Annotated in this window: 11 protein-coding genes; 5 read left to right on the top strand and 6 right to left on the bottom strand. The window is 68.7% G+C overall.

Features of this window, described 5'->3' with window-relative positions; genetic code table 11:
- Positions 1–185 precede the first annotated feature (185 nt).
- The 3 genes from BDI24065_RS10870 to BDI24065_RS10880 all read right to left on the bottom strand — a co-directional run bounded on the left by BDI24065_RS10870 (position 186) and on the right by BDI24065_RS10880 (position 4,104).
- A complete protein-coding gene (locus tag BDI24065_RS10870) occupies positions 186–2,303 on the bottom strand; it encodes a hypothetical protein (RefSeq protein WP_175031237.1) in 2,118 nt (705 codons plus the stop codon).
- 160 nt (positions 2,304–2,463) lie between these two features.
- A complete protein-coding gene (ampC, locus tag BDI24065_RS10875) occupies positions 2,464–3,633 on the bottom strand; it encodes a class C beta-lactamase (protein WP_175031238.1) in 1,170 nt (389 codons plus the stop codon).
- A gap of 210 nt (positions 3,634–3,843) precedes the next feature.
- On the bottom strand, positions 3,844–4,104 hold the full coding sequence (locus BDI24065_RS10880) for a hypothetical protein (RefSeq protein ID WP_175031239.1): 261 nt from the start codon (positions 4,102–4,104) through the stop codon (positions 3,844–3,846).
- A 141-nt stretch (positions 4,105–4,245) separates the two neighbouring features.
- Here BDI24065_RS10880 and BDI24065_RS10885 point away from each other — a divergent pair, with 141 nt between their 5' ends.
- The 3 genes from BDI24065_RS10885 to BDI24065_RS10895 are packed head-to-tail and all read left to right on the top strand — an operon-like array spanning position 4,246 to position 8,317.
- Positions 4,246–5,538, top strand: a complete 1,293-nt coding sequence (locus tag BDI24065_RS10885; RefSeq protein ID WP_175031240.1) for a hypothetical protein — start codon at positions 4,246–4,248, stop codon at positions 5,536–5,538.
- Complete coding sequence (locus BDI24065_RS10890) at positions 5,532–6,314, top strand: DUF1266 domain-containing protein (protein ID WP_175031241.1); 783 nt, start codon at positions 5,532–5,534, stop codon at positions 6,312–6,314. Before BDI24065_RS10885 ends, BDI24065_RS10890 begins: the two co-directional genes overlap by 7 nt.
- 14 nt (positions 6,315–6,328) lie before the next feature.
- Entirely contained in the window at positions 6,329–8,317 is a 1,989-nt protein-coding gene (locus tag BDI24065_RS10895; protein WP_254609724.1) for a DUF4034 domain-containing protein, read from the top strand.
- Positions 8,318–8,407: 90 nt separating this feature from the next.
- On the opposite strand, the gene BDI24065_RS10900 is transcribed toward BDI24065_RS10895, so the two are convergent.
- Together BDI24065_RS10900 and BDI24065_RS10905 are read right to left on the bottom strand one after the other, a co-directional pair.
- On the bottom strand, positions 8,408–9,220 hold the full coding sequence (locus BDI24065_RS10900; RefSeq protein ID WP_175031243.1) for an alpha/beta fold hydrolase: 813 nt from the start codon (positions 9,218–9,220) through the stop codon (positions 8,408–8,410).
- A gap of 70 nt (positions 9,221–9,290) precedes the next feature.
- The gene (locus tag BDI24065_RS10905) at positions 9,291–9,776 is read right to left on the bottom strand and encodes a hypothetical protein (protein ID WP_175031244.1); all 486 of its coding nucleotides are present in this window, start codon (positions 9,774–9,776) and stop codon (positions 9,291–9,293) included.
- Positions 9,777–10,177: 401 nt separating this feature from the next.
- Between BDI24065_RS10905 and BDI24065_RS41360 the strand changes: the two genes are divergently transcribed.
- Together BDI24065_RS41360 and BDI24065_RS10910 are read left to right on the top strand one after the other, a co-directional pair.
- On the top strand, positions 10,178–10,312 hold the full coding sequence (locus BDI24065_RS41360) for a hypothetical protein (protein WP_302479454.1): 135 nt from the start codon (positions 10,178–10,180) through the stop codon (positions 10,310–10,312).
- A 111-nt stretch (positions 10,313–10,423) separates the two neighbouring features.
- The gene (locus BDI24065_RS10910; RefSeq protein ID WP_175031245.1) at positions 10,424–11,200 is read left to right on the top strand and encodes a class I SAM-dependent methyltransferase; all 777 of its coding nucleotides are present in this window, start codon (positions 10,424–10,426) and stop codon (positions 11,198–11,200) included.
- A gap of 99 nt (positions 11,201–11,299) precedes the next feature.
- On the opposite strand, the gene BDI24065_RS10915 is transcribed toward BDI24065_RS10910, so the two are convergent.
- Entirely contained in the window at positions 11,300–14,188 is a 2,889-nt protein-coding gene (locus tag BDI24065_RS10915) for a glycoside hydrolase family 2 protein (protein WP_175031246.1), read from the bottom strand.
- Between the last annotated feature and the right edge of the window lie 61 nt (positions 14,189–14,249).

A 14,249-nucleotide genomic window follows, 5' to 3' on the forward strand; every position in this document is an offset into this window, starting at 1 on the left:
ACGACGATCGGCACGGGCGCGCTCGCGCCGCCCGCACCAGCCGGCGCGGCATTCGCCTTCGCGGCGCTGGCGGCCGCGCCGCCCGAATCGTCGCCACCGCAACCGGCAACCAGCGCGCTCAGCACGCAGGCGGCGAGCGCGACGCGCACGCGGCGCAGGTTGGTCATGTTCATGTCCGCACTCCGTCAGTGAAGGATCGTCGACAGCGGCTTGCCCGAGCCCGCGACCGACTGCAGTTCGGTTTCGGTCACGACGCGGTTCCACATCGCGACGTCGGAGAAGCTTTCCACGTTCGGCTTGACCGTCGTGCACGCGTTGACCGTGTAGCCGCCGCTGTAGTGGCTCGCCGGGTAGCCGCACGCGAGCATGTGGTACTGGCCCGTGCCGTCCTCGTTCACGCCGAACGTCTTCGTGCCGAGGCCCGGCAGCGCGGCCACCGACACCGTGAGCGGCGTGCTCTGCTTCTGCTCGCCGAGCACCGGGTCGAACGTGTAGGCCGTCATCGTCTTGCCGACCGTGTCGATCACGAACGCCGCGTACACCCACTGGTTCGCGGTCACGCTCATCGTCTTCAGGTCGTTGCGGTTGGTGCCGTCGCCCGCGTTGTACTGGAGGTTGCAGGTGCCCGACGGCGCGCCCGACGCCTGCGGGAACAGCCCGATCGCGATGCCCGCGTTCTTGCCGCTCTGCCAGTTCTTGTTCGCGAACACCGGCGTGCCGAAACCGACCACGTCGGTACACGGCGTCTTCAGCCACATGCCGATCGTGAACTGCGCCTGCGTCGCGATATCCGCGTTCTGCACGAGCTTGTAGCCGTCGTAGCCGTTCGTGTCGACGGTCTGCGTCGTCACCTGCAGCGCCTGCCCGCCGAACGGATCGGCGGTCAGCGAGCCGCCGTTCGCGGCGGCCGAGAACGGGCCCATCGTGCTCGCGTTCAGCGCATCGACGGCCGGCAGCGCGCCGAACGGGTAGTACGACGCGAGGCCGTTCTTCAGCGTCGTCGCGAGCGGCGGCGGCGGGGGCGGCGGAGGCACGTACGCGATCCGCGCGATATTGCCGAGCGGCGCGCCGCCCGCCGTCACCACGTAGTCGAAGCTGTAGGTACCGGCCGCGGTCAGGCCGAGATTGCTGTCGGTATAGGTCGTCGTGCCGGCCGGCAGCGTCGCGATCTGCTGGCCCGCACGGTACACCGTGATCGCGCCGCTCGCGGGCGCCGCCCACGTCAGCACGACGCTGTGGCCATCGGTACTCGCCGCGCCGGCGAGCTGCGACACCGGTTGCGTGCCGATCAGTTCGCCGCCGTCCATTTCATACGCGGACGGCGCGGGCAGCGCGCCGAGCTGCGCGAGCACGGTCGGCGCGATATCGGCGATGCTGGCGCGCGTGTGCAGGTCGGCCAGCGATGCCGGCTGCGCGGCGCTGCCCAGCCGCCCGTTGTCGGCCTGGTTCATCGCGATGAAGGTCGTCGATTCGGACAGCAGCGGCAGGCCGTCGCTGCCGCCGGCCGCGTTCAGGCCGTGCCCGCCGGTCACGACAACCAGCCAGTTCTCCTTGTTGCGCTTCGCGGTTTCGGCGACGAGCGCGCCGACGGCCGCGTCGAGTTGCTGCAGCGTGTTCGCGTACGCCGACGCGCCGAGGCCGTAGTTCAGCGCCGCATCCTGCGCCGAGTGGTACTGCGCGACGACGAGCGAGTAGCCCTGCTGGATCATCGTGGCGCCTTGCTGCGTGACGCAGCTGTCGACTGCCGCGCAGTTCGCGAGCGTGTCGAGGCTGCCCGCGTTGCGCCCGGCGGTCAGCAGCGACGCGAGCGCCGGCGACCCGACGGCCGCGCCGAGCAGACCCGCGTTCGCGGTCTTCAGCGTGTCGAAGGTGGTGGGCGCCTGCAGCGCCTGGTTCGGTGCGTCGGACAGCACCTGGTGACGGTTGCCCCACGCGCCGGTGAGCAGCGTGGCCCAGCTCGGCGTGTCGAGATTCGGCTGCTGCGACAGCAGGCCGTTGACGCCGCCGCTGTACGCGGGCGCGACGTGCAGCTTCGCGAGGTTCGGCAGCGTGCCGCCCGCGATGCCGGCCTGCAGTGCCGCATAGGTGACGCCGTCGAGTTCGATCACGAGCGCGCGGTTCGTGACCTGCTGGCCCGGCGGGTTACCGCCGTTGCCCTTGCCGTTATCGGTGCCGCCGGACCCGCCGGCCGCGTTCGCCGCTGCGCCGGCCGCACCCGAGCCATCCATGTTGCCGCCGCACGCGCCGAGCGCGCCGACCAAGGTCAGCCCGCACAGCAGCCGCGCGAGAGTGGTCTTCCGCATGTTTCCCCCTGACTGGACTATCCGGACACGCCCGGAGATCTGCCCGGATTCTGCTCAGGGGATGCGATGCAGGTATTTCGTTTTGCAGAAGCGCGCCGATACAGGTATCAGCTTTTTTGGGGCGGGCCGGCCGTGTCGAATGACCGGCCCGCCGGAAACGTTACCGCCCGCCGTCGAGCGCCCCGAGGATCCCGTACGCGGCCTTCACGCGGTCTTCGTTCGGATAGCTGCGGTTCGCGAGCATCACGATCGCGATCCGCTTCGACGGGACGAACGCGACATAGGTACTGAAGCCGTTGGTCGAGCCCGTCTTGTTGATCCACGTATCGGCGCTCGGCGCGAGCGGCGGCTTGATCGCGGTGGCCGGCAAACCGTCGCGCAGCATCTTCATCGAGTTGCCGTCGAGCAGCGTCGGCAGCGCGACCGGATACGGATACTGTTCCCAGATCAGGTCCTGCGTCAGCGGCCCCGAGCGGAAATAGCCGGTGTGCGTGCGTTCGAGCGCACGCTGCAGCCGCGGCGCGGTTTCGATCAGCCCCATGTTCGCCTGCACGAAGCGCAGCAGGTCGGCCGCGGTGGTCCGCACGCCGTACGCCGGCTGCCACAGCATGCCGCCCGTCATCCGGATCGGCTTGCCGTCCTGCGTATAGCCCTGTGCGTAGTCGGCCGCGCGTGCTTCCGGCACGTTGATGTACGTGTGCGTCATGCCGAGCGCGGGAAAGAGCCGCTGCTCCATCAGCACCGCGAAATCCTTGTGCATCGCCTTCGCGGTGAGCCACCCGAGCATGCCGACCGACACGTTCGAATACGTCCGGTACGTACCCGGTGCATGCGCGGGCCGCCACGCGTCGAGATAGCGGATCAGGCCCGCGTCGTCGCGGATGCTGTCCGGCACCTGCACCGGCATGCCGCCGGACGTGTGCGTGCCGAGATCGCGCAGCGTCACGACACCGAACGGCTTGCCCTGCAGCGCGGGCAGGTACTTGCCCGCCGGGTCGGCCAGCGACAGTTCGCCGCCCTCCTGCGCGTCGGCCGCGAGCGTCGCGGTCAGCGTCTTGCTGACGGAGCCGATTTCGAACAGCGTATCGCCGGTGACGGGCTTGCCGGTTTGCGTCGACATCACGCCGTAGTCGAACACGTAGGGCTTGCCGTCGGCAACGATGCCGATCGCCATGCCGGGAATCGCGTGCTGCTTCATCAGCGGCGCAATGTAGCGGGTCACGGTGTCGCGGAGGTCGTCCTGCGTGGCGGCGGCCGCGCGGCCGGCCGTGGCGGTGACGCACGCGGCGACGAACAGGGTCGCGGCGAAGCGTGTCGCGTTGAATCGCATGGTTGCGGTTCCTTTGATTTCTGATGGTTGCGTGGACAACGGTTCCGGCCACGCCGCGCAAAGATCGCGGCGGCCGGCCTGTTGAAGCAGGACTATCCCCTGCCGGCCCGCCGCCAACAATCGACGATATGTTGCGCGAGCCGAAAGAAAAACTTATGAGATACGCGAAGCACTGCTTTGCCTCGACGCCACTCCCGCGCCGCTCGTCGTTTAGACGGAAAAACCTGTCGGTCTTAACAGCATGCAATCCGGCAGCCGAATCGCACCGCACCGAAAATCGGTGAAAAAGAGATAAGTCTTGTCAGATACCCATACGCGGGCACATCGCGCGATTGATTCACCCGCGCGGATCGCAGTAGACTCGCGGAAGCAAAAAATAAGACCCATCCTGAGAGAAACAATGAATCGCCATTCGCTGATCGCCCGCTCCCGCGTCATGGGCTGCTGCCCGGTCGCGTGATTTTCACGCATCGACCGCTCCGCAGCGGGAACACGCCACGCCGCCGCGCCCCGCTTGCGCGCCCGTTCGCCGCTTCCCCCGCCAGCCGAAAGAACCGCCAGGGTCCCGCGCGCACCACCCGCGCACGCCCTGCCTGACCGGAGAGTAACCCCGTGACCGAAACCGTGGCCGCGTCCGCCTATCGGCCGCGCGATGTCGTCAATGCGCCCGACATCAAGGCGGCCATCGCACGCCGCAGCACCGAGCGCGGCGATCCGGCCGACATCCGCGCGTGGCTCGGCAACCATTTCTTCCGCTGGGTCGTCGGCGCGTTCGAGCAGGCGCAGCCGCTCGATTCGCTCGCCGACTATCGCGCCCTCGCCGGCGCCGACCGGCCGGCGCCCGACTGGCTCGTGCGCCGGTTCCGGCCGCAACCGGCATCCGGCCCGGCGGCCGATCCGGCGCCGCTGCCGGCCGTCGAGCCGAAGCCGCTCTATTTCATCGATCCCGAGCACATGCTGCTGACCGAACGCGAGCGCGTGCTGGTCGAATTCCTGCGCTCGCGCGCCGGCACGCGGCTCGCGCAGAAACTGCAGCGCATCACGTGCACGATGGCGCTCGACATGTGGGAGCGCGAGCACCAGCGGATGCAGGCGCGCCGCGACAAGGGCTGGGTGCCGAGCAGCGGCCTCGCGCTGCGCGAGGTGCTGCGCACGTCGAACGGGATCGTGTTCGAATTCGCGGGTGACCACGCAGCGCTGCGCGAGGAACTCGCGTACGAGTCGTACTACATGCAGCATTGCCTCGGCCAGTTCGCCGATCGCCGCCGGCTGCGCGGCGGCTACGGCGAACAGTACGCGCAAGCCGCGCAGGAAGGACGACTGCGCCTGTTCACGCTGCGCGGCGCAGGCAACCAGCCGCACGTGACGATCAGCCTGCAGGTGACCGGCAACGGCCTGCGCATCGACCAGATCAAGGGCAAGCAGAACCGCCATCCGGTGCGCCGCTACGCGGACGACGTCCGCCAGTTCCTGCGCGCGCTCGCGCCGCGCGGCGAACGGCATCCCGATTGCGAGGGCATGGGGCTCGTGTTCGAGCCGGAGACGACCGGCGCGGCCGTCGGCGAATGGACGTTCGTCACCGACGTGCGTTCGCCCGACCATCTGCTGAGCGTGATGAGCGAGAACTTTCACCTGATCGAGCATTTCCCGCAACCGCCCGCCGTGCTGCAATGGCTGCTGCTGCGCAACGCGCCCTATGCGCTCGGCCAGCTCAGGCAGATCGACCCGGCCGTCGCGGCGGCCGCGCGGCATGGGTTGCCGGCCGATGCGCTGCCGGCCGCGCGCGACCCGGACGCGCCGCCGGCCGATACGGCGGCCTTCGCGATCGAAGGCATTCCGATCGATCCCGCGCTATGTGCCGCGCTCGTGTTTCCCGCGCCGGTGGACGGGAGCCCGTCATGCTGAAACTGCTGATCGGCCTCGCCGTGCTGTGGCTCGTGCGGTTCCTGTGGCGCTCGTTCCGTATCGCCCGGCGGATGGTGCACGAAGTCGACGCCGACCAGGCCGCGGGCGCCGACGCCGCGGTCACGGTCCGGCAGACCGCGGCCGTCAAGCTCGCCCATACGCTGGCCGACCAGGCGCCGCCGAACCGCCGCCGCTGGTCGCTCGCACTCGCCGACATCCTGCTGATCCGCAACGGGCTGCGCTGCGATTGCGACGACCTCGTGTACACGCTGCCCGACGCGCAGCGCGACAAGCTCGCCGCCCAGTTGCGGCGCGAACTCGACCTGCCGGCCGACCTGCCCGAGTGGCAGATCGTGCAGCGCGTGCCGGCCATCCTCGCCAGCTGGATACGCGGCGTCGGCCGCTCGCACGAAGGCTTCTACGAACAGCTCGCCGCTGAAGGGCGCGTGCGCGACGCGCTGGCGTTCGATTGCGCGCGCACCGCGTTCCTCGTGCGCTGCATCGCGCTGCTCGGCTGGGCATCCGAACAGCATGCGTGGGTCGTGCTGCTGCTCAATGCGCAGCGCGCGCAGGACAGCTTCGACAGCTGGGAAGACTTCGGGCTCGCGTATGCGCGGGCGCGCCAGCACTGGCTGCGCGGCAGCGGCCAGGACGGCCCCGCGTCGTCGCGCGCCACGCAGGAAGTGCGCGAGCACCTGCGCAATCCGTCCGGAAACTGGCTTTCGCTGCCGTGGAAGCGCTACCGCATCTTCGATCCCCAACCCGTTTCGTCATGACCGCCGACACCGACATGTCCTCCGTTCCCGCCGACCTGATTCCGCCCGCGAAATCCCGCTGGTTCATCTGCGACGTCGACGCGCTGCTGCGCGCAGGCGAATTTGCCGCGCTCGACGCGCAGCTCGACGCCGCGCTCGCGGCCAGCCTAACCGATCGCACCGCCGAAGCACTGTACGTCGACGCACTGCCGGCCGACGTGCAGCCCTGCCTCGACGCCGGCGCCGAAGGCCTCGCGCGCCTGCGCGCTTGGCAGGCCGCGAATCCGCGATCCGCACACGCCTGGCTGTGCGAAGCGCATTACTGGCACCACTGGGCGTACGAGTATCGCGGCAGCGGCTGGGCCGAGACGGTGACCGAAGCCGGCTGGATCTGCGCTCATGCGTGCGCGACGCTGACGATCGTCGCCGCGCTGCGCGCGCTGGTGCTCGCGCCGACGATGTGGAGCGCGCCGAAGGTGATCTTCACGAGCGTGTCGTCGTTCGGCGAGCCCGAGTGGCTCACGCAGCTCGTGCGCGAGCGCCGCTGGCCCGTCACCGAACTGCACCTGAACGCCGGCGCGGAAGACGAAGCCACGCGCGCCGAACTGCAGCGCATGCTCGCGCGCTCCGGATTGAATCCCGACGTGCCGGTCGCCTGCCCGGCGGAATTTCCCGACGCGCTGCCCGGCCCCGTCCAGGGCAAGAAGCTGCGCAAGGAAAAGTGGTACTGGATGGAGGCAACGCTGCACATCCATCCGACCCAGTACTTCTCGATGCGCACGTTCATCTGGTACATGCAGCCGCGCTGGGGCGGCTCGCACGACCACGTCCACGCATTCGTCGATTCCGACGCGTGCGCGCACCTCGATGCGGTCGAGAAGGACCGGCTGCGCCACGAGATCTGGCGCGACGAATACTACGGCAACACGCTGGATGCGGATGACGACGAAGACGATGCACGCCGCGCGATGGCCGCGACGCTCGCGCGCGCGAAAGCCGCGCTGCATCCGTATCACCGCTGGGAGACGCTGCACTGGCTCGCGCACAGCCATTTCATGCGCAGCGAATACGAGCAGGCCTATGCTCGGCTGCAGGAAGCCGAACGCAACGAGCCGATCAGCGACAACCATGCGTTGGCGATGGGCCTGCGCCTGATGCTCGACCTCGACCCGCAAGGCACCTGGCTGACCGGTGCGATCGAGCGTGCATCCGATGCGCGCGCGTGCACGTCGGCCCTGATTCTGCGCGGTTACGCCCACCGCACCGGCACGTTCGGTTTCGCAAAGGACGATGCGCGCGGCGCGGCGTGGCTCGAGGCCGCACGCGTGAACGAGCCCGGCTCGCTCGCATGGAACCAGCTCGCGTCCGCGATGCGCGACGAAGGCCGCCGCCCGGCCGATGCCGTCGCGCTGTGCGAGCTCGGCTACGCGGCCGGCGGCGATTCGTGCGACTACCTGCTCGGCTGCTTCTATGACGAGGGCATGCACGTCACCCGGGATCTGTACCGCGCCGCCCATTACTACCGCGAGTCGATGACCGACGACGGCAACATGGCTGCGTACAAGCTCGGGTATGCCTACTTCCACATCGCGGGGGCCAGCAAGGACGAAGCCGAACGGATGCGCATGCAGGTCGAGGCGGTCGAGGCCGCGCGCAAGGCGCACGAGATGGGCCATTCCCAGGGGCTCGAAACGATGCTGATGTTCATCGCCGACGTCGACGATCTCCCGTCGCGCCATCGGTACGTCGACGAACTGCGCCGTCATGCGGAAGCCGGCCACCCGTCGGCGATGGCTGCGCTGTCGTCGATCCTGGCCGACAGCCGCGACAAGTCGCTCTACAACTATCGCGAAAGCGTGCGCTGGATCATGGGCGCCCAGGCGATCGCGCCGGACGACGCATACGTGCGCAACATCACGCGCCTGCGCCACGAGGACGGCATGCTCGGCAAGCTGCTGTACAAGCTGCACCGCAAGCAGATCAAGGCCCACGAGGTTCCGGGCGCCGACAATGCGATGGTCTGAGCCCCGCACGGCGAACGCGCGTGCCCGTGGCCGTGCCGCGCGGGCCGCTCGCCTGTCAGTCCGAATGCCGGCCCGTGGTCGTGCCGTGTATCAGCGCGGCAGCCGGTCGAGAAACGCCAGCATCGCCGCGTTGAACCGCTCGGGCCGCTGCAGCGGCGCGAAATGGCTCACGCCGGGCAAGGTCGTCAGCGTCGCGCCCGGAATGGTGCGCGCCAGGTACGCCGCATGCTCGGGCCGGATGAATTCGTCGTGCTCGCCCAGCACGATCGTGACCGGCACGGCGATCGCCGCGAGATCCTGTGCGCGGTAATCCGGTTGCGTGCGCATCATGTCGCTGACCGCCGCGACAAACGCATCGAACTGGCCCGGCGTCGCGGACAGTGCCGCGTAGTCCTTGCGGTGCCGCGCGAAGCAGCGGTCGAGCAGCGGGCTCGGCTCGATCTCCTTCGTGCCGCTCGGGTCCATGTTGCACGCGAAGAAAAACACGCCGGCCGCCCGTTCCGGCGCGCGATCGGCCAGCACGAGCGCGATGCACGCGCCGTCGCTCCAGCCGACGAAGCGCGCACGGTCGACGCGCAGCGCGTCGAGGACCGCGAGCACGTCCGACGCCATGCGTTCGTAGGAATAGGGCTGATCGTCGCGCGTGCTGCGGCCGTGGCCGCGGCTGTCGATCACGATCGCGCGGTAGCCGGCCGCGAGCAGCGCCGGCACCTGGTTGCCCCAGTTGCCGCTGTGGCCGAGGCCGCCGTGCAGCAGCACGACCGGCGGGCCCTGGCCGAACGACGCGTGCCAGATGCGCGCGCCATCGTGTTCCAGCCACCCTTGCTCGTCGGCCGCCGGCAGCGGCGTGCCGCCTTGCGACTCGAAGCGGGCAAGGTCGTCGTCGTCGAGTTCCGCATTCATCGTTGAGCCGTCCTGTCGAGGGAGACGCGCTTGCGATTGTAATGCGGGCGGCCGATCCGGCCGCGACCGGTCAGGCCTGCGTCGACACCAGCCCGCCCGCCTGCGAGCCACCCGATTTCTCGATCGCCGCCGCGAGTTGCGAAATCGCGGTCGAAAGCGCCCCCGAGATCGCGCTGGCTTCCGCGCTCAGCGACTGCTGTTCGATCGCCGCCGCCGGGTCGTCCTTCGCGCGCTGGCCCGCACTGGCCATCTGCTGCTGCAGTGCCGCGAGTTGCTTCTGCAGCCGGTCGATCAGCGCCTTCAGTTGGCTGACCGCCGGGCTGTCCGACGACGCACCCGACGCGCCGAGCGTTTCGCCGGTGGCGCCGGTCGAATCCTTCGTGCCCTTGGTGCCGGTCGCGTCAGTCGTGCCGGTAGCGCCGGCGGTGCCGGTGGTGCCGGTGGTGCTCGTGGCATTCGTGGCGTCGCCGGTGGACGACGTCGCGGCGGGCTTGGTTGCGCTCGCGCTGCTGCCGGCCAGCGGGGATAGCGTCGTCGTGGAAAAGTCGATCTGCATGATGTCGGTCCGTGTATTGGGAGGCGTCATGACGGAGTAGGAAACGCCTTCCAGATTGTTTACGGCATTCGTCACACGAAACTTGAGTATCGGGGACGGACTGATTTAACCGAAGATCGCCGGGTTTTAGCAGCGAAAGGGCCAGATTGGCGGCACCGCGGCGCTGGTAAAATCGCGGCTTCGCCAGCGGGATTCGCGCGCCACCGCCCTCGGGCATGCGTGCGCAACGCCGCCGGTCTCGACTCCCGCCCTTCCGGGCGCGGCATGCAACGGGTGCCGGCGCCGCGGTTGCCGCTGCGCGGGTCGCCATTTCCGTCCGCATGGCGTGCCCCGCTCGCCGATTCGGGCGGCGCGCGCCATGCGGCGCGCACTCACTTCATCACGCATTCGAGGAACACACGATGGCCCGCATCGGCGCCTTCTGCATGACGACGTGGCTTGCCGCCGCGATTCTCTACTTCGGCCAGCACTCGGTCGCGATGATCGTATTGAGCGGTGTCGTCGTATTCGGCGGGTTCGACCTGCTGCGCCCGTAGGCGCGCGTGGCGACACCGCCGCGCACGGTCGCGACGGCCGATGCGACTGTGATAGCCTCTCCCGCACCATCCGTCACACGCACGCCTCGCCGGCGAACAGGAGAACGGGATTTGAATCACGACCTGAATCGCCACCCGGCGGCCATTGCCTGCAAAGTGTGTGCGGCCCACGCACCCATCTGCGGCCTGGTCGATTTCTCGCGCGGCGGCGCCGACTGCATGGCCGGGAAAAAAGTCGACCCGTATGCGGGGGTTCCGGTCTATTACCACGCTTGCGAGCAATGCGGCTTCACGTGGGCACCGATGTTCGACAGCTGGACCCACGACGATTTCGCGCGGCATGTCTATAACGACGACTATGCGCGCCACGACCCCGAGTATCTCGAGATCCGTCCGCAACAACAGGCCGACCTGATCTGCAGCAGCTTTCCGGACATGCGGGAAGACCGGGTGCTCGATTTCGGTTCGGGGCTGGGCTTGCTGGAACGGAAACTGTTGTCGCGCGGCTTCACGGACGTGACGTCGTACGATCCGTTCTCGCACCCTGTTCCACCGGAAGGCCAGTTCGATACGATCCTGTCGTTCGAAGTGTTCGAGCATCATCCGGCGCCGTTCGACCTCTTCGACCAGATCATGCGTTATCGGAAGCCCGACGGCGCGCTGCTGTTCCAGACGTCGCTGATCACCCAGGAGATCCTCGACCACGGCATCGATCAGTGGTGGTACTGCATGCCGCGCAACGGGCACATCTCGTTTTACACGCCCCGCTCCCTGACGCTGCTTGCCGAACGCCATGGGCTCGAATACGGCACGTTCAATCCGTCGCTGCACGTTGTCTTCGATCGCGCGGCGACACCGCGCTGGCTCGACACATTCCTCAAGCCGTAGCAGACTGCCGGCTATCCGGCAGGCAACGAACGCCGCGTGCATTCACACTGCGTTTCACCAGCTCGCCGCCGCTCGCGCGGCATCACGCGCACGCCGCCGTCAGCATGCGCCGAACGTCGGCACCGCCGGCGCGACCGCCAGCGCGCGCTCGTTGAACACGACCGGCACGCCGCCGAGCCCCAGCCGGCAGTTCGGGCGATCGAGCCGCCACCCGTCGACGCGCAGCGCGACGCGCGACACCGCCGCGCCGCCCGCATGCGGCAGGTCGATCGTGATCCGCCGTTTCGCGCCCGGCACCAGGTTCAGGTAGTTGTCGCTGTAGAACGCGGGCAAGATGCGCGCACCGGTAGACGGATCGAATACCTGCAGGTGCGTCATCAGCGCGACGGCGGCGCCGAGGTTGGCGACGTCGACCGTGATGCGCGTCGTCACGTCGTCGGCCTCGGCCGACGCTGCGCTGACGGACACGGCCGCGCCCGGCATCGTGTCGAGCGACGTGTACGACGCGTCACCGCCATCGCGCTGCCGCCAGTAGACGTTCTCGGCTAGCGGATTGCCGCCCGAATCGGTCAGCGCGAGCGCGACGATGCACACGTCCGACTTCGCGGCGGCCAGCGCCGACGCGAGGTTCGCCACCACGCGATACGACGCCTTCGCGACGCCGCCGACATCCGCGGTCGTCCGGCTGTTCAGCGTGCCGTCGAGGTTGTACACGCGCATCTCGACGCGGCCGGTGACGGCCGCCGCCGTGTGATTCGCGATCGTCACGTCGGCCGTGCTCGCATCGAGGATCGCATTGACGCGACGGCACCCGTGCTGCACCGCGAAGAACGACGCATGCGTGTCGAGATCGTGGCTGTACATCTGCCACACGAAGCTCGGCTGCGCGGGGTTCGTCATCCACATGATCACGCCGGTGGCCGGCGACGTGATCTTCCCCGCCACCGGGCCGATCATCACGGCCGCGTTCGCCTCGTAGATCGAGCGGATGCATTCGTAGTTCATCATCTGCGCCTTGCGTACGAAATCCGCGAGATTCCGGATCGCGCCGTAGCGCAGCGCCGTCATCGCGATGTAGCCGGCGCCGCCCTGCTTGCCGACCGCGGGGTAGTAGGCACCGTTGCCGTTCATGTCGCGGTCGGCCCAGAAGTCGTCGGGGCATTCGTACGAACCGGGCGGCAGCATCGATTCGACGCATTCGAGCGTCGGGATCGAATGCGAGCCGACTTCGTTGTGAAACGCGACCGACGTCGTGCCGTAGCCGCGGCCGAACGCGGCCTGCGGCGAGGCCCAGTTGTACGGGCCGCCGGACGAATAGCCGTTCACCGCGCCGGCGCCGGTATCGCCGGCCGAACTCGTCAGGCACAGGCGTTGCGGGTCCAGCTCGGCGACGAGCGCGTCGAGCCCCTTGACGAGTGCGGGCGGCGGCGAGCCTTCGTTGCCGCCGCACCAGAGCAGGATCGACGGACGATGACGGTTGCGTGCGATCACGTCGCGGATGTTGTCGAGATCGCGCGGCACGTTGGCCGGGCCCGACCCGTCTCCTTCGGTCGAGAAGAAGAAATCCTGCCAGACGAGGATCCCGTAGCGGTCGCATGCGTCGAAGAAATCGTCGCTCGTGCTCTGCCCGTTCCAGTTGCGGATCAGGTTGAGGTTCGCGTCGCGATGGAGCCGCACCTGGCTGAACAGCCGCGCGCGCGGAATGCGCTTCAGCGCTTCGTCGAGCCCCCAGTTGCCGCCCATCACGAGGATCGGCAGGCCGTTGACCGTGATGCTCAACTGCTTGCCCATGCCGATGTCGCGCGCGTATTCGATGCGACGCAGGCCGACGTTCAGCGTGCGCGCGTCCGACAGCAGGCGCCCCACCTTGACGCCGACCGTCACCGCATGGAGATGCGGCTCGCCATACCCGTTCGGCCACCACAGGCGCGGCTGCCTGATCGACAGCGCCGCGATATCCGACGACGTGAGCGACACCTTCGTCGTCGTGCTCGATGCCGGGATCCTGATGTCGTGGCTGAACGGCGTGCCGTTACCGATGGTGCCGACGACGGTCGCGACGAGATCGGCGCCCGAGCCGTTGTCCAGTTCGAGATCGAGCCGCAGCTCCGCGCGCGACAGATCGGCGGACAGCGTGTGTGCGACGTTGATCGACGCGATACGCACCGCGCCGGTCGTGAACCATGTCACGGGCTGCCAGATGCCGAGCTCACGATCGGGGATCGTCGGCAGCCAGTCCCAGCCCGCCGAGCAGAAGAACGTCGGCCCGTCCTTCAGCGTGACGCCGGTCGGGCCGCCGTTGCGCCCGCCGCGCGTGACACCGCTCTGGTAGCTCGGCAGCAGCGGGCCTTCGGAGAAATCCAGCTTGACCACGCGTACCGCGAGGTTGGCCGCGCCACCCGCCTGCGGCACCAGCCTCGAGATATCGAACGCGCCCTGCTTGAACGCGCCTTCCAGCCGGCCGACGAGCGCACCGTTCAGCCAGACCTCGGCGCAGTAATTGACGCCGCCGAAGCGCAGCCACAGCCGCTGCCCCGGCTGCCGTGCCGGCGCCGCGAAGGTCGTCCGGTACCAGTAGTCGGTGTCCTTCAGCGTATCGGGAATGGTGTCCGTGACGATGCGGCCGTAGAACGGATCGGGATACTTGCCGTTGACGATCATGCTGTTCAGCACGGTGCCGGGCACCGTCGCCGGCGCCATGCCCGTCACGCCGGCCGCGCCCGACAGTTGCGCCCCGCCGGCGCCGGGCAGGCTGCTCGCGGAGGCGAACGTCCAGTTCGTCGTGAGTTCCTGCGCGGCCAGCAGGCTGTGCTCCGGGTCGTTCGGCACGCCCGGCACGGTGGGCGAGACCGTCGCGGGGCCGTCGACGCCCGGCGTGCCGGCCGCACCCGACGCCGGATCGATATCGCCGTTGCAGCCCGCGAGCCAACCCGAGCCGGCGAGTGCTGCGCTGTAGGACAGGAATTTCCGGCGCGATTTCGATTGCATGGTGTCGTTCTCCCGGATGGCGTCGTCTCGACAGGCGCGCAGGGTGGCCCCTGCGCCTCGT

The organism is Burkholderia lata (assembly GCF_902499025.1).
Lineage (GTDB): Bacteria > Pseudomonadota > Gammaproteobacteria > Burkholderiales > Burkholderiaceae > Burkholderia > Burkholderia lata_C.

Coding starts and splice junctions, on each gene's coding strand:
- BDI24065_RS10870 (WP_175031237.1), bottom strand. CDS start 2,303: ATGCGGAAGACCACTCTCGCGCGGCTGCTGTGCGGGCTGACCTTGGTC.
- ampC (WP_175031238.1), bottom strand. CDS start 3,633: ATGCGATTCAACGCGACACGCTTCGCCGCGACCCTGTTCGTCGCCGCG.
- BDI24065_RS10880 (WP_175031239.1), bottom strand. CDS start 4,104: ATGCGTGAAAATCACGCGACCGGGCAGCAGCCCATGACGCGGGAGCGG.
- BDI24065_RS10890 (WP_175031241.1), top strand. CDS start 5,532: ATGCTGAAACTGCTGATCGGCCTCGCCGTGCTGTGGCTCGTGCGGTTC.
- BDI24065_RS10895 (WP_254609724.1), top strand. CDS start 6,329: ATGTCCTCCGTTCCCGCCGACCTGATTCCGCCCGCGAAATCCCGCTGG.
- BDI24065_RS10900 (WP_175031243.1), bottom strand. CDS start 9,220: ATGAATGCGGAACTCGACGACGACGACCTTGCCCGCTTCGAGTCGCAA.
- BDI24065_RS10905 (WP_175031244.1), bottom strand. CDS start 9,776: ATGCAGATCGACTTTTCCACGACGACGCTATCCCCGCTGGCCGGCAGC.
- BDI24065_RS41360 (WP_302479454.1), top strand. CDS start 10,178: ATGGCCCGCATCGGCGCCTTCTGCATGACGACGTGGCTTGCCGCCGCG.
- BDI24065_RS10915 (WP_175031246.1), bottom strand. CDS start 14,188: ATGCAATCGAAATCGCGCCGGAAATTCCTGTCCTACAGCGCAGCACTC.